Source organism: Micromonospora sp. NPDC047187 (assembly GCF_040643355.1).
In the GTDB taxonomy this organism is placed as follows: Bacteria; Actinomycetota; Actinomycetes; order Mycobacteriales; family Micromonosporaceae; genus Micromonospora; species Micromonospora salmantinae.
Window position 1 is genome coordinate 174,604 of the sequence record NZ_JBEYUF010000010.1, and the last position, 22,580, is coordinate 197,183.

Below are 22,580 nucleotides of genomic sequence, written 5' to 3' on the forward strand. Positions count from 1 at the left end.
TCCTACGCGATGGGGTAGCAGACTCGCGGCTCCCGAGTCTCCCAGACAGACGCCATCGTGTGGCCTGGGCCAAACACGGCGTTCTCGTATCCCGCCGTTCCGTTGCGTACCGTGGCCGGTTGCCGGCGCCCACCGACGACGTCGCCTTCCGCCGCCACGACTGGTATCCGAGGAACTGGTCGACCGGCATTTCTCGGCCGGGAGCTCTTCGGGGTGGACCTCACCAAGGCGCTCACGCGCGGTACCGTCTTCACCGGGTGCACGTTCGGCAACGTCCGGTTCGCGTCAGGTTCGGCGATCTGCTTGAGGGGTCGTCGATGTGGCGAAGGTTGGCTCCGAGGCTGGTGCCGGCGTAGGGATCGCGCAGCGATTCGTTGACCCACGACACCGATTCCCTCAGCTCCCGTACCTCGTGGGCGACCGCCAGCCGCCCCAACGTCACCGCCTTCAACCGCAGGGCCTGCGCCTTCACCGGGTCGGTGGCCGACTCTTGAGCAAGGGCAATGTAGTTTTGGCACGCGCGACGGAGTTCAGCTTCGGCATGGTGCCACTCCATCCGATCGAGGGTCTCCCTCGGGGAGGGTGTCGGCTCAGAGGCCACGCCCCGCCCATCTGTCGAGTACTCGACATCTCCGGCTCCCGTTGACCTGGGTATGACTCGCACACCATCAAGCAGAAACGCAGCCCGATTGCTGCGCACCGAGGCCGAGATCCGCGCCGCTGGCGCCGCCGCGGTTGCCCCCGATCACTGACCGGCAGGTCGACCTCTTGGTCGCGCTGCACCGCCCTGTAGCGGCCGAAGTGCACCGTGAACGCGAGTTCAGGCGAGGATGGGCACCCGCCAGTAGCTCACCTGGCGGGCGCCCCTGCTGGTCACGCTGAGCAGCGAGCGAGCAGCTCTGCCACCTCCACCACGACGCCGGCAGCGCCGACCACCAAGGCCGCAAATTCCATGCGGCTGGCGACCCGACCTCGCCTGCGGCGTACCCGTGCTCCCTTGCCTTCGTTTCCGACATTGCCGATGCCCTCCCAACAGAGCAGAGGCCGGGGCGGTGCGCCGCTGTCATCGGCGCCTCCCGCTATTCCCCATATCGCTCAGCCACAGCCTCCACCGGCCGGCGTCGTACCCGCCATGCTGATCTGGCCAAGGACCATGGCGTCGGGCAGGATTTCTGCATGGCCGCTCTTCGTTCCCGCCGCTTAGAAGCCCTGCTCGGTGCGCCAGTCGACCGGTTGAGCTCCGAGCACATCGAGGGCTTGGTCAAGGCGTCAGCGCAGGAAGCGTTCGACATGGACTACAAGCTGACGCTCTACGGCAGGAGCGACGCCGATCGACGAGCCCTGGCCTCCGATGTCGCGGCGCTGGCCAACACTGCTGGAGGGGTGATCGTGGTTGGCGTCCAAGAGGATGACCAGGCGCAGGCCACGGCTGCTCCGGGTGTTGCGGTCTCTGACGCTGAGATTGCTCGGATGCGCCAGATCGTGGCCTCGCTGGTGTCGCCCATGCCTGTCTTCGATGTGTTCTCGATTCCTAAGACCATAGATGCCGCGGTTCCGACGTCTGCGGCCGGCGGTGAGGCCCAGTCGGTGCAGGGATACCTCGTCGTCGCGGTCCCTCGTAGTCCGAGTGCACCGCACGCTGTCCTTGTAGGCGAGAGCCTGCGCTACCCACGGCGGAACGGTGCTACGACCAGGTACCTATCCGAGCCGGAGGTCGCGACCGCCTACCGGGATCGCATGCTGGGCGCTCGCCGCCAGCAGGAGCGGATCGAGGATGTCAGGAAGGATGCCCTGCGCCGGCTGACGGTAAGTCCAAGGTCATCGTGGCTTTTCCTCTCCCTCGTCCCCAGCCTGCCGGGAGAGATGACCATCAGCCAGGAGATGTACTACGAAGCGCAGAGGCAGTTGGTGGGCAAGCGTTCCGCCATCGTGCACAACGGCGTAAGTGTGCAGCGGGTCCAGGTAGGCCACCGACGTCTGCTGGTGGATGGCGGCGTCAACGCGAACGGCTTTATCGACCGCCTCTCGCTGGAGCTTCATGCCGATGGAGCGGGCACCTACGCGCTCCGCGTACCAGACCTCCACTTCACAAGACGACGAGAGCTTACGGAGAGCGATGGCGGTTCGCCCCTGCCGCAGCGGCTCCTCGATGACGAGTCGATCGTGATCGCCATCATCTCAGGCCTTCTTTATCTTGGTCAGCACGCTCGGGACCGCGCCGCCGCAGGCGGGGCGGCCGCTCTCCGTGCCGAGATGTACCCGGTGTCGCCCGAGCATCCGACTGCCATCGGATACAGCAGAGGAGGCTTCGCGGAGTCATGGACAGGTGGCGAATATCAGTATCTTCCGCCACGGGCGGCTGAAGCGGATGCTCCGCTAGATGCTCTTGCGGAGGCCGGGCCAGGATTAGTTGCGGCGGCGGCTCTGCTCTCTAACGAGTTGGGCCAGGCGTTCGGACTTCCGGAGATGGCTCAGCTCAGCCCTGATGGCCGAGTCCGTCACCGTTATTGGGGTCGAGCCTGGAGCGAGCAGGTCCAAACCTGGGCTGACAGTGCGGGAATCGAGGTGTCTGATGAGGAGTTGTAACTGCCTCCACTGCCACGCGACTCGCAGATGTCGTGGTTGACGTGATCGTCTCTGACCACACAAGGAAGATCCTATGGGTAAGCGCAGGCGGTCGCTGTTCGATCTGCCGCTGCCAGCTTATTACTGGGGGAACTGATAGCGATGACCCCTCGGTTTTGTACGATCCGGCGGTGGAAGATGTGGCGGGGCGCGGGTGGAACGGGATTTGAGGGCGTCTGGGCTGTCGGGTTGTGTGTGGTTGACCCGGGACGTCAGGTGGAAGGTCGCCGCCCGTGCCGGCGATAGCGAGAGCGGCTGGGTGCTGCGGGAGAGTTCGGCACCGAGGACGAGGCTCCCGCCATGGTCAAGCGCCTCCTCGCTGCCGATTCGGGCGGCCGGTGGCGCAGGCAGTCCGACAGTCCGCCGCCGCAGGCGTAGGGCTGGCTTACGGTCCGCCAACCCCCGGTGGGGTGCGGACCGCAGGCCGGGATCGTGGTCAGGAGCTGCAGTTGTTCAGCATGCTCTGCAGGGCGGATTTCTCCGAACTCTGCAGGGTGAGGCTCCAGTTGTACTTAACGGTGATCCACATCTTGCTGTAGGTGCACCGGTACGACGACAGCGGCGGCTGCCAGGTGGAGGGGTCCTGGTCGCCCTTGGACTGGTTGACGTTGTCCGTCACTGCGATCAGCTGCGGGCGGCTCAGGTCGTTGGCGAAGCTCTGCCGACGGCTGGTCGTCCAGGAGTTGGCTCCGGAGCGCCACGCCTCGGCCAAGGGGACGACGTGGTCGATGTCGACGTCGGAGGCCGCCGTCCAGGTCGCGCCGTCGTAGGGGCTGTACCAGCGGCCGGAGGTGGCCGCGCAGGCGCTGTCGACGACGACGGAGGTGCCGTCGCGTTTGAGGACCTGCTCGCGTGTGTTGCAGCTGCCGCTGATCGTGATCCAGTGCGGGAACAGGTCGCGGGAGTAGCCGCTGGTTGAGCCTTGGGTTGCCACGGTCAGGGCGTTGAGCTGCGACTGGGCGGTGGCCTTCGATGGGATCCCGGGCGGCGTGGCGGACGCGGGCTGCGCGCTGACGCCGACCAGGGCGGCGACGGCGGCGAGGACGACTACGGCGCCGTGGCGCGTAATGCGTGGGAAACGGGCTGAGACGTGGGTTACCCGCATGGGGCCTCCTCGGCGCTGGGTGGACGGCAACCGTCTCTGACGATCATGTCCATCGAAAGGCGCGTTTGTGAAGAGGCGAGAAGCAGCTACGAAACTTCGAAGCACTTCACCGGTGCGCGGGCACGGGCTGGGCGGACCCAGCGGGGCGTGTGCCGCCGTTCGTTGCGGATGCCGCCATCGAACTTTGGGCAGCATCCAGCGCCACCGCGGAGACCCGCCTGCTCTCAGCCAGCCGCGCAGTGCGGCGGCGTCCATCGGGACCGCACCGCGGATGGTCGCCAAGGCGGTACCGGCGGGCTCCAGGACTGGCGGCTTGCTGATAGTTGCTGCCCACTTGGGCGGGTAAACCGTATCGTCAAGCTCTTCTAAGGGCCGATCCGTAGACAGTGAAAGCGGGCGGTAACTGTGAGGATCGCGACGTTCAACGCCAACAACCTGTTCTCCCGCTGGTCGTTCCAGGCGGAACTTTCCCGGACCGCGGCCAATCCCCCGCTCGCCGAGATCACCACCGACGCTACGCCGGACGCAGGCGGGCCGAGCAGCGAGCAACCGTCAGTGGTCGAGGTGGTCCTGCCTGACGGCACCCACATGAGCGGGATTCTGCGCACCTTCCGCGGCAAAGTGGTGAAGGGCAAGGACCCGAAAGCCCGGGCGTGGATCGCACGACGCATCGCCGCCCTGAACGCCGACGTGCTGTGCCTGCAGGAAGTCGAAGACCAAGACGCCCTTGACACGTTCCACCGCGACGACCTGCTCCCGCTGGGCATCGACTACCGCTACCGGGTCGTCGTGGAGGGCAACGACCCCCGCCGCATCGACGTTGCCATCTGCTCCCGCCACCCGATCACCCGTATCAGCTCCTGGCGGTTCTGGCCCAACCCCGACGGGGAACCGGTGTTCGGCCGCGACCTCCTTCAAGCCGAGATCGCCGCCCCAGACGGCAAACCGTTGCACGTGCTGGTCAACCACCTCAAGAGCAACTTCATCACCGACGAACACACCCTCAGTCCCGCCGAGGTCGCAGCCGCTCGACAAGCTATTGCCGAACGACGCCGCGACCAAGCCACGGCGATCAGCAAGATCCTGCGCCGGCAGCGACTGACCCGCCGCGTTGTGGTCACCGGCGACTTCAACGACGCCCCTGCAGCCGAAACCCTCGCCGCCCTGCAACAAGCGAACCTCACCGAACACATCCAACGAGGCACCACCATCGCCGGCCCCAACCGCAACGGAACCCTCGTCAACGACACGTTCGCCGACCTGTCCCCCACCATGTGGACACACCGGCACCAGGCAAAGAGCGTCACCACCTTCGCCCTCTACGACCAGATCTGGACGACCCCCGACCTGACCGTCACCGCCGCGCACGTGATGCGCCGCACCCAGATCAGCGGTGACGGGTCCGACCACGACCCCGCATACATCGACCTTGCCGTGAGCTGAACATAAGAGTCCTTCTGGTTCGCCGTCCTGCGCCGGGCTTACGCAGCATGGGTCGTTTCCGGTTGATGCCCGCCGGTACAGTCTGCCCACACCGGGCAGGAGGCGACGATGGGGCTCAGAGACCGACTTGGCGTCGACGCGTTCTGGACCCCTGGCGAAGTTCTCACGCACGGATTGGACTTTCGGCCACGCTGGTGGCAGCAACGCGTCCCTGCCGAAGGGTGGACGGCATGGCTATCCGACCTGCCCGAGGCCAAAAGGGGTCGGCAGTACCGACAGATCACGCGTGGCGACCTCCTCACCGCAGCGAATGGGGGTCCAGACGACGTCGGGCGCCTGCTGGTCGGCAGCTACGCCTGGGGCACCGGCGACCGAGCATTCCTCGTCGGCCGTCGAGCTCAGGTCTTCACCAAGAACACGACTGAGTCCATCACTGCCAAGCTCGTTAAGGCTTTGACCGTCCTTCGTGATCAGGGACCGGCGAAGGCGTACGAGGTGCTGGCCCTGGGCGGCGAGCAAAAGCTTCCCTACCTCGGGCCCTCGTTCTACACCAAGCTGCTGTACTTCGCGGATGCCCGGCCCGACGCACAACCTGGTCGCGCGCTGATCCTCGACCAGTTCGTTGCCATAGCTTTGAAGGAAGTCGAACACTGGGATATTACGGAACGCGGCCCTTGGGGCCCAGATCAATACCAGCGGTGGCTCGAATTCGCCCACAACCATGCCCGAACTGAGTCCACTAACCAAGCGGCCGTGCGCCCCGATGCTATCGAGGCGGCGATGTTCAGAAAAGGTTGGGCAATCTACCATGCGCGCATAGTTACCGCCCGAGCCGCGCGCCGGCAACCGTGACTCCTGACGCCACCATCGTCGCTCTACCGAACGGAGAACATAGCGCGAACAGCATGGCCGACCCCAATCTTGGCGCTTGCCAGAAGCAGTTGATAGCGAAGGACGACCATAGAGTCGTGGTTGTCACCGCCCGACAGAGCTAAAGCTCACAGCCGAGCAGCTGACGGAACGACTAGCATTATCGTAACTAACATAGTGACCGTTATTGGTACACGTGCTCCAGCCATGCTCCCCGACTACATCCGTCATTTAGCTCCAGGCCTGAAGCCGTCTGATTGGCTGCGCGCCGAGGATGAGCCCGTTCGACGCGTCCGGTCGCTTCATCACCGCTCCGTAACTGCCGCCCTAACTGGCGTCGGCGGGTTCATCGGCGTCGGCGAGGCTACTCATTAGCCGTGACACGGATGCTCTGTCCCGCTCGATATCATTGCGGGGAAGCGGGCCGGGCTGGTGCGGAGTAGGCCGCTTCTGGCGCGCCTCGAATCGATCGATCATGCTTTGGACGACGACGACCTCGTCGTCGTCCAAGATGACTTTTCCGTGCTGAATCAGGAAATCCAACACGTCATCCATCGCCGCGACGTCCCAGTGCTGCAGGCGTTCTTCGTCGACCTCTATGAATTCGGACAGTCTTTCCAGCGCCAGTTCCACGAGTCGCGCTGCCTCGGGTTCCCCGGCTTCGTCCGACACTCGCTCGAGCATGGCGAGTGACTTGAGAGCCTCAACGAGGTGGCGATTCTCGATGAGGTCGCCAAGGCCGTAGCGGATCTGGTTCGCCACGTTCCGCTGAAACTGCTCGCTGTGGCTCGCGGGAATGAGCTCACTTTGCCCAAGCCGCTCGGCTAGCTCGACCAGATGTGGGATATGTTGCGAATGGGTAATGTGCTCGTCGGTCTGCTTGATGATGTAGCTGGCGAGTGCCCATGAATTCAGGTCCTCGGCGATCCCGACGAGGCGTTCGAGATGCGCCGCGAAGCTGTCGTCCTCCGGAGTTAGGCAATCCTCGACTGTGTCCTCGACTTCGGCGAACATTCTCGCGACCTGTCGCGGATGCGCCCGGAGCTGAGTGAGGAGCTGCGCGCCGTCAGCCATCCCGGCTGCCTCCATGATCCGGTACGCCTGCTTGACGTCGACGACCGCGGCGATCAGGGCGGGGATGTCGGCGCGTCCTGCGTTCAGGTGCCGTCGGAGGTAGTCGGCGATGGATGGGTTGTGGAAGGCGATCTCACCCGCATGGATCCTTACCATCGTACCGTCGAGCACCTGCAGCGCGCCCCGGAGGAGCCGGCCATCGTTCGGCTTTCCCATCTCCGTGCGGTACCACGACCAGGATTCGCTCAGCCCCTCCAAGGATGCGCTCTCGAAGGTGAAGAGCACCTCCAGGGCGTGAACTGCCTCCTCTTGAAGATCGTTTACGACGATGCGGTCCCAGATGCGCCACGGATCGGCAAGGTTCGCCAGGAGGGTCGCGGCGATGTCTTGGTCGTCGGAGCCGGCCAGCCGGAGGGTCTCCTCGATCGGACGCGGGTTGAAGTTCGGGTGCTCCACGATGGGCCGCCACACCGCCGGCTCAGCGAACCGCGCCTTCTGCGCCCTGGATACCCCGCTGCGATACACGTGGTTGTAAAGGATCTGACCGCGGACGAGAAGATCGAGATCGTCGAGGCGGACGGTGCTGGTGACGAGTGAAAGGGCCTCCTTCGAGAGCTTGTCGTACTTGCGGCGGGCCTCTTCGAGGATGTAGTCACGGCTCGTCATGACGAGGGCCTTGCCCGGCGTCCGGCGGATCCGATGGATCAGCGACAGCAGCCGACGGTCCTCGTTCTTGCTCAGTAGCCGGTCCAGCGTCGTCCCGCCGAGGAAGTCGTCGTAGACGAAGACCTGCGCTTCATCGTCGCGCCACAGGTTGAGCACCTCTGACGCATTCTCGGAGACCTCGTAGAGCTGGTGGCCGCGACCCATGAGCCAGGCTGCCAACATCATCGCCGTGGTGGTCTTCCCCGCGCCGGGAATGCCGGTGAGGATGCAGACGCGCTGCTCTTCGAGCACTCTCCGGGCTCGTTCGAACCCGGCGTGGGGCACGAACGTAGCCGCCACGTGCGGCAGCTCCTCACAAAGCCAGGAAGCTCGCAGGTGGTCTTCCTGACGCAGCACCGTCTGTAGTACCACTGTGCCGCTCAACCACAGACGGAAATGCCGCTCGACGATGGCGGGTCGCTCGCGGAGGGCCGCCACGATGTCGTCGAGGCCAAAGATGTCGCCGGTCGTCTTGATGTAGGGATCAAAATCCCGGCGGATCCGCTGCTTGCTTGTATCGGTGAGCTCGACCGACGCCGCGATCAGGTACCGGCCCGGACGTACCTTGCGGACCTTCGGGACTTCCTGCTTGCGTAGATGGCTTTCGAGCCTGGAGCGGCCAGACTTCCACCAGTGCTTACATTGCACGACGGTAGTCGTTCCGTCGGTAGCGGTGTGCCGCAGATCGACGCCGCCGTCGGGGCCGCGCGGGAAGATCTCCAGCCGTAGGCCGAGAATCTCACCGAACAAGTCGCGGCACACCTCTTCGAAGTCGTGATCGGTGAGGCGCCCGAGGTCGAAGCCGTCCATGCACATCCTTCTGCGGAGCCCGAGCTGTGCTGCCCGTAGGGCAGTGTCTCGCACCGACGCCCAACGGGCGAGCCACCGCGCTGCGCCGTCCCGCCAGGCGGGCTGCTCAGAAACCGTCGTTCAGCGTGGTCTGCGGGGCGGCCCGTCGCCGCTTGCTTCGGAACATTCGGGCTTGGGCGTGCCCCCGTCGAGCGCGGGCCGCGCGGGTGCGTGTAGCTATCGGCCGAAGATCTCGGCATAGGCCGAGCACCTCGTACGGGCCGACGACCTCCGGGCCAGCGCCGCGCAACATGACGATCATCGTCACGGCGTACAGGTCCCACGGACAACCTGAAAACGCCGCCTGCAACACGTCTATTGCCCTTCACCCTTCTTCGGACACGAGGGGTCTCGGGTTCGTCGCCGTTCGGTGTGGAGGCGTCTCCATGGGTCTCGTCAAGCGGCGAGGGCATGTTGCGCAAGCCGGGCCCTGGCGGGGCTGCGGCTCGCTGCCGAAAGGCCGGCAAGATCCGGATGAAGGGTAAGGGCTACTTCATGAAGGGCGGCGACATCGTAGAGTTCCGGGAGGGTGGACCATCTGGGAGCGGGGAGGAGTGGCTGCCCTGCGCTGCGAGAGCGAGCATCATGGCTAACGATCCTCTTAACCTCGATGAGTCCGCCGAGTGGGCAGGTCTCTGGTGGCTGCCGGACGACCCTGACGAGCGGATCCCCGGTGTGCTCCGGTACGAGCCGGAGGACGGCCTAGTGCTCTCGTTGATCGGCGCGTTCGAGGACCGCATTTTCTCGAACCCTTTTCCTGGCGTAGTTGCGGTCCACGAAGGGCACCGCACGTGGCACGTGATCCACGGTGCAGCCGAGCAGCGCGAGATCACCCTTCTCGCCTGCGTGCCGAATAGCAGCAAGCGGACCATTGGTGCGCGAGTGAAGAGCCCGGACAAGCAGACTGTGGCGGCGGCGACGGCGCTCATCGGAGCGCACGTCAGCGGCGAGGACGACGCAGCGTTCTCAGCAACCGAGGTGTCTGTGGAGGACCTTGGGCTCTGGGCAGCCTCGTCGGTGTTCGAGGGCTTTCACGGAGCCCCCGACGGTAAACCGGACGGAAGCGGAAGCATCTCCGTGAAACCGTCGGAAGCCCAATCGATAGTGGTCCATGGGACTGAGTTCCGTCTCTTGCACCGGCACACGCTGCCGTTCTTTGATCAGCGGAGGGGTGGGACCGTCGGCCGCATGCGAGATACCGCGTTCGTGCGAATCGTCAATACGGACCCGTTCTCTCTGAACGACGCACTGGACGCGGCCAGCCTGGTGCAAGATCTGATCGCTCTCGCGACACACCGTGCTGCCGGCGTGATCTGGTTGCGGCTGCAGCTGGCCGAAGCGGACTCTGCGTCGCGTGGTGACCGCCCATCGCTGCGCCGAGATGCTGATGTGCTCTACTCGCCCTCTGTGCTCGGTAAGCACGATGCCAAGGCCGTCGACCACCACCGCGTGTTCTTCACGTGCGCATCGTTCCCATTCGAGGAGGTCGTTCCCCGCTGGTGCGAGGCACACGGGCGGTTGCAGGTGGCAATCAACATGATCTTAGGCCTCCGCTACGCACCGGCTCGCTATATCGAGAACAATCTTCTGACGGCGGTGGGCGCAGCCGAGGTGTTGCATCGCCGTCTCGGCATCGAAGAGCGCCCGATGCCCTCAGACGAATTCAAGCCGATGCGCGAAGCGATGCTGGCGCACGTGCCCGAGGATCACCGAGAGAGATTCAAACGAGCCATCCGCAATGACCCGACCCTGCATGACCGGCTGTACGCGCTCGCTGCGCGTCCTGACGATAAGGCGATCGGGCTGCTCATGCCGGACGTGGATCGATGGGCGAGGAGAACCACTCGGGCTCGGAACGACCTGGCGCACGAGGGCAGGACTCTGCATCACTCAGTCGAGGAGCTGGCAGCCATTGTGGAGGTGACCACAGCCGTCGTGATCCTCAACGTGCTGCACGAACTCGGGTTGCCCGCCGAGCGACAGCGCGAGATCGTGCAGGAGCATCCGCAGCTCCGTGCGACGGCCAGTAGGGCGCGTAAATGGTTGGTCGTCCCGCGATCCGACTCTTGAGCCTCGTCTTCTGCCAGCGAGAAGAGTGCTGCATGGGACGTGGCCTAACTTCCAGCGGCGCCGGCGCCTACCGCTGGTCCGCTGCCGTCGGCCGGAAGGTATCCCTCGGCAGCGATCGTGGTGGACAGGACGGCAGGTCACGTCGTCAGCGGCCTTGCGTCGCGTCAGCATCGCGGTGGGGTGACCGCCAACGGTCGAGTGCTCGAGGGCCTGCCAGGCCCACAGCATCGCGACAGGTGAACCGGGCAACGGTGGCCGGTGCGCGGATCGTGTAGCCGGCGAATACCGAGTCGTGAGGACGACCGAACGACGCGGTCGGCGCGGACTTCACTGCAAGACGCGCAAACCCCCAGTTAGACCTGCATACGCGTGATGTGACCGCCGACGAGAGCCCCTGACCCGGCATCAGCCACATCACGATCATGCACACTGGTCACCGAAGCAGCCGTCAGGGTCCCCACAGGACCCTCGAGGGTTAAAGACAAGTTAGGTCGATTCCGACGTCGCGGCCAAAGCTGCGTCAAGCTCCGCGGCGTTTTGGAACCGATCGTCGGGTTCACGCCTAGTTGCGGTGGCGATGACCTCCCGCAGGTGCGCCGACACCGGAAGCGTCGAAGTGTCGATGTCCTCCTGGAGGCGCTTGCTCAGCAGCAGCGCCACGCTGGCTGATTCCCAAGGCACCTTTCCTGCCGCACAGAAATACAGCACCAGGCCCAGGGAGTAGATGTCAGAGCGATGGTCAGGAGTCCCGCCAGCAATAGTCTCGGGGGCCATGTACATCGGCGTGCCCACGAGTTGACCTGCGGCAGTGATGTTGCCACGGCCCTCCTGCCGTGCGATGCCGAAGTCCACGATGACCGGACCCCGGCGAGGTTCCATAACAATGTTTGATGGCTTTAGGTCGATTCGCGCTATCCGCTTTTCGTTCAAGTACGATAAGGCGCCAGCCAGACGCCGCCCAATCTGCACCACCTCGTCAGGTGGCAAGGCGCCCGACTCGGCCACGACGGATGCCAGATCAGAACCGAGCATAAGCTCCATGATGATCGCCACCCCGCCCTCGTCAACGTCGACGGCGTCGTAGGTACGAACGATCTGCGGGTGTCGCAGCTGCGCGGCAATGTCGGCCTCGCGGCGGAACCGTACGAGGGCGCCCGGGTCGTCCCTGTCGAAGTAGCCAAGGGTTTTGACCGCAATGACCCGCTGCAACTGCCGGTCAAAACCTCGGTAGACGGTGCCCATGCCGCCGCGCCCGATAGTCTCGCGCAACTCGTATCGGTTCGCGAGAACCCGCACTGGCGGCAGGGCGGCACGTCCGGCGCCGGTAGACGTACCGCCGTCGGCCAAGACGGAGATCTGCAGGGCCGCGCGCTCGGCTTCGTTCGCGGCGGCGAAGCCGAACAGGGCGCGCCGAATCTCGCTGGACAACTTGAAGATGGCGTCGTTTGCGTCGCCGATGATCGTTGCGGTCGCGTTAGGCCGCCGGACGTATTCGATGATCTGGTGACGTTGCAGGTGCTCGAGCAGTCGAGCGACCCCCGGCTCCGAGATGCCGAGAGCGGGATCGAAATGCCGGGGCTCGCCCTCGGGGACCAAGTCCTTCGAGGAGAATGGTTCGCCCTCGCTGCGCAGAACCCAGTCCACAACGTAGTAGGCGCTCAGCTTGCGGCGGTCCTCGTCGATGTCGGCGCTGAACAGCTGGTCCCGCCGTTGCTGTTCTTGTTCTAGGTGCTCGCTAAGGAGCACCTCAAGGTTGGCGTAGAACTGGACGCGCTTGGCGTCGTGTTCCTGCACGTGCAGCGTCGGGCCGCTCTCTGCCCAGGAGACAAAAGCGTTGAACTCCTGCAACAGACGCCGCGGTATGCCCCTTGCCTTGAACTGCAGGTAGTCGCGGAACTGCTTGAGTTCCGCCGGGTACTCGGTAGCGTCGGCACGCACGACGTCGAGGAGACGGTCGACTGCTGACCAACTGCACGGCACGTACAGCCGCCATCCAAAGACACTCTCGTAGATGCTGTTGCCTCGAGCCGCGTCCCTGATGGCATGGTCGTGCAGGTCCGGCCCGGCCACAACGAGAAAGTGAATACCCGGCATGGTCAGGACGTTCTTCACGCCGCCGAGGATTTTCTCGATCACCTCGAGCCCTGCATCGGCGCTGGTCAACTTGTCAGCCTCGTCGAGCACGACAACCAGCCGTATCCGTGCCTTGGCGGGCTTGGACCACGGCTGCAGCCACCGACGCCACCTCGGCGACGGCACGGTTACGGAGCCGCTGCGGTGCAGCAGTGAGACAATCCTGATGATGTCGTGCTCGACATCGGTCTCCGAGTAAGCGAGAAACTGGGCTTCGGTGGCCAGGGACCGGGTGCGCTTCGTGGACGCCACAACCTTCGGCAGGGGAATCTTCACGATCCGACCGTTTGAAGCCTCGACATTGATGCCCCGCTCGGTTGCTTCCGACCGTGTCTGCTTGAACGCCAGCGACGTGCGCATGTAGGCCACCAGCAGGGACTGCTGCACGTTGGCAGGCAATCGCGACAGCAGGCCACGGTCGTGGAGACTTTCGAACACACGCCGGGTCACCGCGAACAGCAGCCGATCAATGTCGGTCGACCGAGCCACACTCAGCACCACCGGCACCACGAGATCATCTTCGTCGCCCTGCGACAACTCGCTGAGCGCGCGTAGGACCAGTGTCGTCTTACCAACCCCGCGGAAGCCGGTGATGAGGAAAGCGCCGCCGTGGGAATGGATGATACGAGACCGCAACCCCTCCACCAGGCTCGCGTTGCCCAGCATCGGCAGAGCGTCATCGTCGCCCTGGAGCGGCTCGTGAACGAACCGGAAGGAGGTCGTAAGCGGCATGACCAGCAAGGGCCCACTCCCCGTTAGTGCGTAAGCCGCCGGATGACCTTCGCCGTCGGCATCAGCCACACGCCAACACAGCGCTGGCTCTGGCAGTACACCTCCGGCTACGGCAAGTCGTCAACGATGTGGCGCAGCTTTGACATGGCCGTGCCGCACGTGCTCTCGAAGGCCGTCGATGCCGTCCCTGAGGCCTCGGATCTGGCGTACGAGCCGAAGTGGGACGGTTCTCCAGAGACACCTACGTGTCTCAGCCTGATGATCGACACGCATCTCTCTAGCCCTGGCTCCGTTGAGTGATTGGCATGGTCGTCAATCGGTCGTGGGGTTTCCATGCACTTGTTCTTCACCGATGTGCAGAAGGTGCGCAAGGTCGGCGAGATCCCCGGCCTGGACGCGGTGGAGTTGTCTGGCCTGTTGGCGAGGTGGGCTCCGGCGGTGGGTACGCCGATCGCGTTGTCGGAGTCGATGACGCCGGTGGAGCCGCTGTGTAGCTGGTTCCGGGAGCTGGGTTTGGATCGTGGCAGCGTCAAGACGATGCGGGCGACCGCCTACCAGTTCGACGGGGCGGGATTGCCCGTGCTCTTGGACGGACGAGGGCAAGCTGTCGCCCGGCTGATCCCCGGCGCGACGCCTACCCCCGAGCCCGACAAGGCCGACTCCGTGCTGGAGCCACCGACGGTCACCGACGAGGCTCGACAGGCCCTGGCACCAGCTGTCGCACTACCGGCGACGCTCGTTCCCGCCGATCAGCGCCAGTTGATAGGCCGTTGGGCGCCCAAGAGGGGACACAAGGCGGCTTACCTGGAGTTCACGGCCGACGGTGAGTGGCACGGGTCCGACGGCTGCAACGATCAAAGCGGTCGGTGGGTCACCGCTGCCGGCGGCACACTGCTCAACACCGCAAGAGCAGTCACCTTGGCCTACTGTGTCGACAGTGTGCCGATCGCACAATGGGTCACGACGGCCAGAAGGGCCGGGTTCGACGGCAAAGTCCTCTTGTTTCTGAACGCCCACGGCGACGAGATAGGCCGGCTATCCCCCACGAACTGAACGCCGTCCTGCAACCGCCGTTGCCGCGGCTTCACGGGCCGCTTGCCATGGCGCCGATTCACCGCGCACCTGGACCACCTGTACCAAAGGCGAGCAGGGCGTAGCGGCATAACGGCAGACCCGATGACGCCGACCACGCGGTCGTCACGGCCGCAGCGTCGCTCGGCGTCTTTGTAGGTGACTGACACCATTGGTGGTGGCCGCTGCGATGAGACGGAGGTCCAATGAATTGGGAGACGGGTCATCCACCGCTACCGGCGTTCTCGTGGCGCTGCTGGGCGTGGCCCGCCGGCAGCTGGATGAGCAATCGCAGCCAGAGTCGAGCTTGGTCCCGCTCGGTGCTAGCCGACACCTTTGCAGCCCTGTTACAGGAGCAGGCCACGACCTCCTCAGGCCTCGTGCGTTGGCGGTCCAACGAGCTGAGCGCGTTGACTAGGCGGGATGGAACGCAGCTCTCGCTCGGGTGCAGTTGGTGGGACCTCCAAGCATCGTGGAAGCGGCCCTCAAGCTGGACGCGGCCTTCTGGAGCATCCGCTCGGCACTGGCATGCGGGAGAACGTCGACGAGGCCGGTTGGTGTCAGTTGCGCGATGAGGTTGAGTTGCGGCGCCTTGAGTTCGTCAACGCCGCCCGGCGGCAGCTTTCGCCGTCGGCTGCTTCGTTACATCGCCTCGTCGGCAAACCAGATCGGGCGAACCAACCCGACCAGCAACTGTCGGCTTCGCCTAGAAACTGCCGGCGCAGACAGCATCCATAAGGGTCACTATGTTGCAGCTTCGCCGCCGGTGACGCGGACAGTCCCTCGGCACCTGCGGTACTGGAGGCGGCTGCTGGCGCCCAATGGCTGCGCGATGGTGGGGCAAGACAGCGACAAATGCCGGGCTGCTGCCGTGCGCTCGCCCTTGGCCGGCGCCTTCTCCGCCTCGCCGTCGCCGCCCGGCTCACCGTCGCCATCACCGCTGGGCACGGCCGCGGTCACGCTGCGGCGGTTCGGCTGTAGCTCTCAGAGAGCCGGCAGGCAAGGGCCGTCGCGGAAAAGCGAAGGATGAGCCCTGCTAATGAGCCGCACGTTGCTCCGAAAGATAGGTGGTGCACCTAGAGGCACCCAAGTGGTTCTGCCTGCTCATTCCCGTCGATCGAGATCGGATGACGGCTGACCCTATGCGACGCGTGGTGGATCGAGAACGCCCTAGTCGGTACGGCACCTCCGGCGTCCTCTGCGGATCCACCAGTTGCCGGCCGTTCTACAACCTGCGCTCGGCCTCCGACCCGGACTTCGTGTCGTGGTCGAGACGGTGCGACCGCAGCCGCCCTGGCAAACCGGCTGAGCCGCCTGGCCGACGCGGACCGGGCTCGGGCGAGGCGCGTGCCAAGTGGTCACGGTGCCGTCGTCGAACGTTGCGGTCAGGGCATCTGCGCGCCGCAGGTTCAGTAGATCGCCGCGGGCAGGTCACGTACGCTTGGCCCATGTCCGAGACAGGCAGGAACGGCTAACCCGTTGAGCCGCTACACGCGCCGCAAGGCGATGGCCTAGCCGACCCTGCCCAAGAAACGGGCCCCGAGGTCAGCATCGACCAGAGAGCCGCCTTCAAAGAAACATCCGGCGAAGGCGCTACGACGGGAAGCACCATAAGCCTGTCGACCGCCTCGCCAACTTCATTCGGTTGTCACTTCTGATCATTGGACAGATGGCACTCGGGATTCTCGGGAACACGGCCTACGACCTCCTGAAGTCATTGTTCGACGTGGAGTAAGCCTCCTCATCCGGATTGGTGCCGTGATCGTAAACGTTCTACGAATCAGGCTGAGGTGCCCACCTACCCACGAGGGTTGCCGGCATCGCCCTCCCGCGAGCCGGTGGCGATTCAGTGCGCGTCGACTGGGACCCCGTCTACTACATCGATCCGTGTTGACGGGTTGACATCGCAACGGCCGGGTGGGTAGGCGCCCACCCGGCCGTCGTAGCACAGACCCAGCAACGCAGCCTGCAGCAGCGGCTGGCGATCGCACTCATCTCACGAGCGCCGTCACCAAGTGCCAGAAACGGTCTGCCAGCACGCACGGTCGGCGGCATGCGCGTGCACATGTCACTGAGAGCGTTGTTATCGGCGGCGCCTAACAAGCGCTGCCGCTAATCGCCGCCCCGGGTACGGGGCACCGCGAAGGGATCCTCAGGCTGAAAACAGCCGTAGTCCTGCAGGGGCTGAGCGTCGTCGAGCACCACCTGTTGCGGCCAACCGGCCGGCGACAGACCCGCACGCCAGGCAGAGATCCACCGACACCGACCACTTCGCCGTCGACGGCGTCGGCGGCTAGCCGCCCCGATTGAGCAAAGCGCGTACGGCGTCGTAGACGTCAATGACCGCCTCCGCCGCCTCCGCATCGGTCAGACCCGGCTGCGGTCTCGCAGCGCTTGCCGTGCTGCGGCCATAAACCGGTCCGGGTCCACCACGACGACATCGCGTCATTCCGGATGCTGATCGTCATGCCCGCACTCGGTGTCACGGTCTCGCGCCAGCCGGGTCCTGTCCGTGCGCCAGCCCACCGATGGCCACCGACCTGCCAGCCCGCCCGAACCCGTCGCACACAAGAACGCCGATGCCGACGTTCGTGACACGTGGCGATACAGACCCGCCCGGCAGAGGAGCACCAACGGCGCCCTAACGTCCCGCTTGATGAAAGATCACTACATGCTGGGGAAGGGGAGGGCGACTTCGATCATTGCCGGACCGTGGCTCGGGCACGCCTCTACCGCCTCGACCTCCTAACACATGGTGGTTGATTGCTTCCTAAGGGTCGTTGACCGTAGGCTCCCCGAGTGGACGACGGGGATGAGGGCGATCGTTTCGCGGACGCTATTCGCATTTTGCTTCTCATCGCCGCAGTGGCGGAGGATCTCGGCCCTGCTGCTGCGGCGTCGGCGCCCCGCGGTACCGTTGCCGTTCTGTACGCGGAGGGGCGCCTGCAAAAGCTCGACTTCTGGCTGCGGAATCCCGACTACCTCGCCGACGAGCTGCTGAACGACTACGAGCGGTGCCTGCCCGATGTGGAGGAACGGGCTCACGCGACGATTTTGCTCGATCTAGCGGGCGAGATCCTTGACTCGGATGAGCCCGAGATTTGCTCGATCCCCATGGTCCGGTATCTGTTCGGGGCGTTCGAGTCCTTGGACCGAACTCTCTCGGTCTTGGTAGCGCCACGGTTGCTGGTCGTAACTCAGCGTCGTACCGCTCATCGAGTCTTGCAGGACAACTACTACCTGACCGATCGGGGCCGCGAGATTGCCGCACAGGCAACCGCTCAGTTCCCGGAGTTGCGCTGGTACACCGAGCGGGCTCTGCTGGTAAAGGCGTTGGCGGACGGCAGCGGGCACTCGGCGTTGGCGCTGCGCCGCCGGCAGTACCTTCAGCGTGATTACGCCGAGACACCTCTCAAGGAAGTCATCCCGTCGATCGCGGCTCGTGCCCGCGCTCGGCTCGCTCAGCTTCGTGCCGCCGACGTCGAGGAGCCCGTCGCATGACACCGAAGATGGCCATTCCGCAGGATAGTGACCTGTACGCGGCGATCGCCGCGAAGGTTGCCGGTGTGGATGCGAGGCGGGTCCGGCAGGTCCTTGACTCGTACGGGGTAGCACTGGCCAGCCCGATGCCGGCGCGCCGTGAGTTACGGGTGCGCCGGCTGTACTGCGAGGGAGAGAAGACGGGGACCACGGACAACGACGGGCCGTTCACTGTCGATATCTCGTTCGGCGACGGGCCCTGGGTGCTGGCGAGCAAGGTGAACTCCGCCGGTAAGTCCACCCTGTTGTGGGCGCTGAGTTGGGCGTTGCGCGGTGAGAGCGTTGACGAGTTCCGGCGCCCGGAGACGGCCGGGTGGTTGACGTATGTGCGCGCTGACCTGCACGTCGGCGGTGTACCGGTATCCGTGCGGCTTGAGTTTCTTCGACCTGGCCAGCCTTCGGCGACGCTGCTCACGGCCGATACCGTTGATCAGCTTCTCGCGTTGGACGGCCGCGACGTCGACGGCGCTGGCGTGCGTGCGGTTGCTACCGCCGCGCCGCCCGACGTCAAGGGGCTGATTGAACGTCTGATGCTCGACCGTCTTGGGCTGCGGCCGATCTCGGTGTGGGCGGCCGAGCCCGGCGCCCCCAAGGACGAAGCCGGTCAGCGAGACAGCGCGGAACAGTTCCATTCCTGGGCCAGCTTTCTACTACGCGATCGCCCTCAACGCCGGGCACGACAAGGTCCTTCTCGGCCCGACGGCGTTCGGCCAGTTACCGGCCAAGCTGCTGCAGATCTTCCTGGACGTGCCGTACGTCCCGGAACTGACCCACCTGATGTCCGCTCAGAAGCGGGAGGACCAGGAGGATCGACGCGTCAAGCGGCGCGCCGAGGAGGACGCAGAGGCGCGCCGTTCGCAGATTCAGCCGCTGCGGGAGGCGCTGGCGGCGGCGAAGTCGCGGTTGGCAGACCTGCAGTCACGTCAGCCCGACCTCACCGGACTGCTAACCGCAGCCGATGCCGCAGCACGGAAAATGGCCGAACGCCAAGCGATCCATCTAGATCTCCAGCAACGCTTCGACGCCGCTCGCCGTATCCGGCTTCAAGACGAACGTGCAGCTCGTCGCGCACGGCAGAGCGCCGCTGCGCGGATGCTACTCGGAGCGCTGGATCCCGAGGCGTGCCCACGATGCGACCACGAGATCGACGAACCACGGCGGGCGGCGGAGGAATCAGACCACCGGTGCGCCGTCTGTAGCAACCCGCTGCCTGCCCATGAGGAGGACTCGAACGCGCACGCAATGCTCCTGCAACGTCATGCCGAGCAGGAGGCCGCGTCACGACGAGCGGAAGCCGCGGCGAAGAAGGCCGCGGACGAGGCCGCCGAGCGATTCGGCGAAAGCCGGGACCGGCACGAACAGTTGCAGGCGAAACTGGCGGCCATTCGATCGGACACCGCACAGCAGGACCTCGTTGCCGCTCAACGCGAGTGCTACCAGCTCGAAGGCGCTCTCGCCATAGCCGCCGGTGGCGGCGATGCAGTCCCGGCCGTCGTCGGCTCGTACCTGGCGACGCAGGAGCCACGCCAGGACTCAGCGCTCGACGTGGAGTCCGAAATCCTGGCGAGCGCAATAGCCGCGCTGCAGGAGACCGTCCGCAGCCACAGCAAGGCGTTGTTCGCCGACCTCAACAACAAGATCGTGTTGGTGGCGCGCAGCTTGGGTGTCACCAACCTGACCAGCGTCGATCTAGACACCGCAGGCCGCGTCAACGCCCGCAAATCCGGGGTGAAATGCGCGTTCAAGGACTTCAGCCCGGGCATGACAAATCTGGTTGCCGACCCCGGTAAAAGGGGGGTTTTTGGGGGGCGGTTCAAAACCCCATAGACAAACTTAAAGCCCTGACCAGCGTTTCCGCTGGTCAGGGCTTTTTGCCTGTCGGGACGGCCGGATTCGAACCGACGACCCCTTGACCCCCAGTCAAGTGCGCTACCAAGCTGCGCCACGTCCCGCCTCCGCGTGGTTTCCCCCGCGGCAGCCGGTACAGCTTAGCGCAGCAGCTGCGGCCCGTCCGCACAGGCCCCACCGGCATCGCGACGTAACCGAACCACCCCCACAGGGAGCCACCACACAACCCCTAGAGCGTCCTAGGAGGGTGGGGTTGGATAGGGAAATGCCGGATGGGCGGGGACGCCCATCCGGCATTTGGCAGAACTGAACCGCGTCAGCCGTGCGCCTTGCCTCGACCGCCGGGGCCGAGCTTCTTGCGCGGGCGGACCGAGATCTCGATCGGGCTGCCCTCGTACCCGAATTCCTCGCGGAGCTTGCGCTCGACGAAGCGCTGGTAGCCGGCGTCCAGCGGGCCGGTGGTGAAGAGCACGAACCGTGGCGGTGCCACGCCAGCTTGCGTCGCGAACAGGATCCGCGGCGCCCGCCCACCACGTACCGGGTGGGGGGTGGCCTGCACCAGCGCGGTCAGCCACTGGTTGAGGTGCGCGGTCGGTACACGGGTTTCCCAGCTGGCCAGCGCCTTGTTCAGGGCCGGTGCCAGCTTGTCCACGGCGCGGCCGGTCATCGCCGACAGGTTCAGCCGGATCGCCCAGGGGATGCGGCGCAACTCCCGGTCGATCTCCTTGTCCAGGTAGTACCGACGGTCGGCGTCGACCAGGTCCCACTTGTTGAACGCGATGACCAGCGCCCGACCGGACTCGGTCACCATCGACAGGATCCGCTGGTCCTGCTCGCTGATCGGTTCGCTGGAGTCCAGCAGCACCACGGCCACCTCGGCGGCCTCGATCGCGCCGGCGGTCCGCAGGCTGGCGTAGTACTCGGTGCCGCTGGCCTTGCCGACCCGCTTGCGCAGCCCGGCCGTGTCGACCAGTTGCCAGGTCTGACCGCCGATCTCGACCAGGCTGTCCACCGGGTCCACAGTGGTGCCCGCTACCGAGTCGACGACCGCCCGCTCCTCGCCGGAGAACCGGTTGAGCAGGCTGGACTTGCCGACGTTCGGCCGGCCGACCAGCGCCACCCGGCGCGGTCCGCGCGGACGGTTCTCCATGATCGCCGGTGCCTCCGGCAGCGCGGCGAGAATGGCGTCCAGCAGGTCGCCGGAGCCGCGTCCGTGCAGCGCGGACACCGGGAACGGCTCACCGAGGCCGAGCGACCACAGCGAGGTGGCCTCCATCTCGATGGAGTTGTTGTCGGCTTTGTTGGCCACCAGGATCACCGGCTTGGCGCTGCGCCGCAGCATCTTCACCGCTGCCTCGTCCACGTCGGTGGAGCCCACCATCGCGTCGACCACGAAGAGCACCACGTCGGCGGTGACGACCGCCGTCTCGGCCTGCGCCGCGATGGCCGCGGCCCGGTCCTTCGCGTCCGGTTCCCAGCCGCCGGTGTCCACCACGGTGAACGCCCGGCCGTTCCACTGCGCGTCGTACGGAACCCGGTCGCGGGTCACGCCAGGGACATCCTCGACGACCGCCTGCCGGCGGCCGATGATCCGGTTGACCAGCGTGGACTTGCCCACGTTGGGGCGACCGACCACGGCCACCACCGGCTGCGGGCCGCTCGGTTCCTCGACGGCGACGTCGGGCTCCCGCAGCTCGACCCACCCACCACCATCGCTACTCATGCCGTTCCTCCGCTTCGCTCCGGAGCGTCATGAGACACAACCCCGATGATTCGCTCGCTCATGCCACGCCCCGCTCGGTGAGCAGGTCGCGCAGCCGCGCCACGACCTCGTCGATGCCCAGCTCGGTGGTGTCCAGCACCACCGCGTCGGGCGCCTGCGCCAGCGGGTTGACCTTGCGGGTCGAGTCGAGATGGTCCCGCCGGGCCAGATCGGCGGCCGTGGCCGCCACGTCGGCGGCGTCCTCGGCGCTGCGCCGGGCGGCACGGGCCGCCTCGGAGGCGGTCAGGAAGACCTTCAGGTCGGCGTCCGGCGCCACGACCGAGCCGATGTCGCGACCCTCGACCACCATTCGGCCAGCGTTGGCGATCATCTCGCGCTGCCGGGTGACGAGCAGCTCACGGACAGCCGGCACGGCGGCGACGGCGGAAACCGCGCCGGTCACCTCTGCGCCACGGATGTCGGCGTCCACGCCCACACCGTCGATGGTCACGGCGTACCCCTGCGGGTGGGTGCCGATGCGCAGGTTGACCTCGCCGGCGACCTTGGCCACCGACGCGGCGTCGGTGAGATCCACGCCGGAGCGCAGCACGGCCCACGTGATCGCCCGGTACATCGCCCCGGTGTCCAGGTAGCGCGCACCGATGCTCACGGCGAGCCGCCGCGACACGGTGGACTTACCCGAACCGGACGGCCCGTCCACAGCGACCACACATCGCCCGGTCCGTACGTTTTCCTCCACCGTGTCCTCCTCAGCCCGTACCTCACGGATCGCCCGGTGATCTGGCGCCGCAA

At 65.7% G+C, this 22,580-nt stretch carries 15 protein-coding genes, 1 tRNA gene and 1 pseudogene; 9 read left to right on the forward strand and 8 right to left on the reverse strand.

Annotated elements, in window-relative coordinates:
* Positions 1–119: 119 nt before the first annotated feature.
* A pseudogene (locus ABZ794_RS18510) lies at positions 120–282 on the forward strand (pentapeptide repeat-containing protein); the annotation flags it as partial.
* Here the strand turns inward: ABZ794_RS18510 and ABZ794_RS18515 are convergent.
* Positions 251–556: a hypothetical protein gene (locus ABZ794_RS18515; RefSeq protein WP_357516635.1), complete on the reverse strand. Its 306-nt coding sequence runs from the start codon at positions 554–556 to the stop codon at positions 251–253. The pseudogene ABZ794_RS18510 and the gene ABZ794_RS18515 overlap by 32 nt on opposite strands.
* Positions 557–1,176: 620 nt before the next feature.
* Here ABZ794_RS18515 and ABZ794_RS18520 point away from each other — a divergent pair.
* On the forward strand, positions 1,177–2,586 hold the full coding sequence (locus ABZ794_RS18520; protein WP_357516565.1) for an ATP-binding protein: 1,410 nt from the start codon (positions 1,177–1,179) through the stop codon (positions 2,584–2,586).
* Positions 2,587–3,061: 475 nt separating this feature from the next.
* Here the strand turns inward: ABZ794_RS18520 and ABZ794_RS18525 are convergent, their stop codons facing one another.
* Positions 3,062–3,730, reverse strand: a complete 669-nt coding sequence (locus ABZ794_RS18525; RefSeq protein WP_357516567.1) for an HNH endonuclease family protein — start codon at positions 3,728–3,730, stop codon at positions 3,062–3,064.
* Positions 3,731–4,135: 405 nt separating this feature from the next.
* Between ABZ794_RS18525 and ABZ794_RS18530 the strand changes: the two genes are divergently transcribed.
* Positions 4,136–5,173, forward strand: a complete 1,038-nt coding sequence (locus tag ABZ794_RS18530; protein WP_357516569.1) for an endonuclease/exonuclease/phosphatase family protein — start codon at positions 4,136–4,138, stop codon at positions 5,171–5,173.
* A gap of 108 nt (positions 5,174–5,281) precedes the next feature.
* Positions 5,282–6,025, forward strand: coding sequence for a hypothetical protein (locus ABZ794_RS18535; RefSeq protein WP_357516571.1), 744 nt, complete (start codon positions 5,282–5,284; stop codon positions 6,023–6,025).
* Positions 6,026–6,370: 345 nt separating this feature from the next.
* On the opposite strand, the gene ABZ794_RS18540 is transcribed toward ABZ794_RS18535, so the two are convergent.
* Positions 6,371–8,632 carry a restriction endonuclease gene (locus ABZ794_RS18540; protein WP_357516573.1) on the reverse strand — a complete coding sequence of 754 codons (2,262 nt, stop codon included), beginning with the start codon at positions 8,630–8,632 and terminating at the stop codon, positions 6,371–6,373.
* Positions 8,633–9,082: 450 nt separating this feature from the next.
* Here ABZ794_RS18540 and ABZ794_RS18545 point away from each other — a divergent pair, with 450 nt between their 5' ends.
* Entirely contained in the window at positions 9,083–10,741 is a 1,659-nt protein-coding gene (locus ABZ794_RS18545; RefSeq protein WP_357516575.1) for a HEPN domain-containing protein, read from the forward strand.
* A gap of 486 nt (positions 10,742–11,227) precedes the next feature.
* Here the strand turns inward: ABZ794_RS18545 and ABZ794_RS18550 are convergent, their stop codons facing one another.
* Positions 11,228–13,606 (reverse strand): protein kinase, encoded by a 2,379-nt coding sequence (locus tag ABZ794_RS18550; RefSeq protein ID WP_357516629.1) that lies wholly within the window; start codon positions 13,604–13,606, stop codon positions 11,228–11,230.
* A 42-nt stretch (positions 13,607–13,648) separates the two neighbouring features.
* Here ABZ794_RS18550 and ABZ794_RS18555 point away from each other — a divergent pair, with 42 nt between their 5' ends.
* From ABZ794_RS18555 to ABZ794_RS18565, 3 genes are all read left to right on the forward strand, one after another.
* Positions 13,649–13,906 carry a hypothetical protein gene (locus ABZ794_RS18555; protein ID WP_357516577.1) on the forward strand — a complete coding sequence of 86 codons (258 nt, stop codon included), beginning with the start codon at positions 13,649–13,651 and terminating at the stop codon, positions 13,904–13,906.
* Positions 13,907–13,939: 33 nt separating this feature from the next.
* The gene (locus ABZ794_RS18560; protein ID WP_357516579.1) at positions 13,940–14,659 is read left to right on the forward strand and encodes an META domain-containing protein; all 720 of its coding nucleotides are present in this window, start codon (positions 13,940–13,942) and stop codon (positions 14,657–14,659) included.
* A gap of 2,817 nt (positions 14,660–17,476) precedes the next feature.
* Positions 17,477–18,178, forward strand: a complete 702-nt coding sequence (locus tag ABZ794_RS18565) for a hypothetical protein (protein WP_357516581.1) — start codon at positions 17,477–17,479, stop codon at positions 18,176–18,178.
* Between the two features lie 143 nt (positions 18,179–18,321).
* Here the strand turns inward: ABZ794_RS18565 and ABZ794_RS18570 are convergent, their stop codons facing one another.
* Positions 18,322–18,849 carry a hypothetical protein gene (locus ABZ794_RS18570; protein ID WP_357516583.1) on the reverse strand — a complete coding sequence of 176 codons (528 nt, stop codon included), beginning with the start codon at positions 18,847–18,849 and terminating at the stop codon, positions 18,322–18,324.
* Positions 18,850–18,964: 115 nt separating this feature from the next.
* On the opposite strand from ABZ794_RS18570, the gene ABZ794_RS18575 reads away from it, so the two are divergent.
* The gene (locus ABZ794_RS18575; RefSeq protein ID WP_357516585.1) at positions 18,965–20,044 is read left to right on the forward strand and encodes a hypothetical protein; all 1,080 of its coding nucleotides are present in this window, start codon (positions 18,965–18,967) and stop codon (positions 20,042–20,044) included.
* Positions 20,045–20,095: 51 nt separating this feature from the next.
* Here the strand turns inward: ABZ794_RS18575 and ABZ794_RS18580 are convergent.
* The 3 genes from ABZ794_RS18580 to cmk all read right to left on the reverse strand — a co-directional run bounded on the left by ABZ794_RS18580 (position 20,096) and on the right by cmk (position 22,527).
* Positions 20,096–20,169, reverse strand: a tRNA-Pro gene (locus ABZ794_RS18580).
* A gap of 212 nt (positions 20,170–20,381) precedes the next feature.
* Positions 20,382–21,788, reverse strand: a complete 1,407-nt coding sequence (gene der, locus ABZ794_RS18585; RefSeq protein WP_357516587.1) for a ribosome biogenesis GTPase Der — start codon at positions 21,786–21,788, stop codon at positions 20,382–20,384.
* 58 nt (positions 21,789–21,846) lie between these two features.
* Positions 21,847–22,527, reverse strand: coding sequence for a (d)CMP kinase (cmk, locus tag ABZ794_RS18590; protein ID WP_238689285.1), 681 nt, complete (start codon positions 22,525–22,527; stop codon positions 21,847–21,849).
* Positions 22,528–22,580 lie beyond the last annotated feature (53 nt).

Bases quoted from the DNA above. Each gene is read 5' to 3' on its own strand.
- ABZ794_RS18515 (WP_357516635.1), bottom strand. From the start codon at position 556: ATGGAGTGGCACCATGCCGAAGCTGAACTCCGTCGCGCGTGCCAAAAC.
- ABZ794_RS18520 (WP_357516565.1), top strand. From the start codon at position 1,177: ATGGCCGCTCTTCGTTCCCGCCGCTTAGAAGCCCTGCTCGGTGCGCCA.
- ABZ794_RS18525 (WP_357516567.1), bottom strand. From the start codon at position 3,730: ATGCGGGTAACCCACGTCTCAGCCCGTTTCCCACGCATTACGCGCCAC.
- ABZ794_RS18535 (WP_357516571.1), top strand. From the start codon at position 5,282: ATGGGGCTCAGAGACCGACTTGGCGTCGACGCGTTCTGGACCCCTGGC.
- ABZ794_RS18540 (WP_357516573.1), bottom strand. From the start codon at position 8,632: ATGGACGGCTTCGACCTCGGGCGCCTCACCGATCACGACTTCGAAGAG.
- ABZ794_RS18545 (WP_357516575.1), top strand. From the start codon at position 9,083: ATGTTGCGCAAGCCGGGCCCTGGCGGGGCTGCGGCTCGCTGCCGAAAG.
- ABZ794_RS18550 (WP_357516629.1), bottom strand. From the start codon at position 13,606: ATGCCGCTTACGACCTCCTTCCGGTTCGTTCACGAGCCGCTCCAGGGC.
- ABZ794_RS18555 (WP_357516577.1), top strand. From the start codon at position 13,649: ATGACCTTCGCCGTCGGCATCAGCCACACGCCAACACAGCGCTGGCTC.
- ABZ794_RS18560 (WP_357516579.1), top strand. From the start codon at position 13,940: ATGCACTTGTTCTTCACCGATGTGCAGAAGGTGCGCAAGGTCGGCGAG.
- ABZ794_RS18570 (WP_357516583.1), bottom strand. From the start codon at position 18,849: ATGGAACTGTTCCGCGCTGTCTCGCTGACCGGCTTCGTCCTTGGGGGC.
- der (WP_357516587.1), bottom strand. From the start codon at position 21,788: ATGAGTAGCGATGGTGGTGGGTGGGTCGAGCTGCGGGAGCCCGACGTC.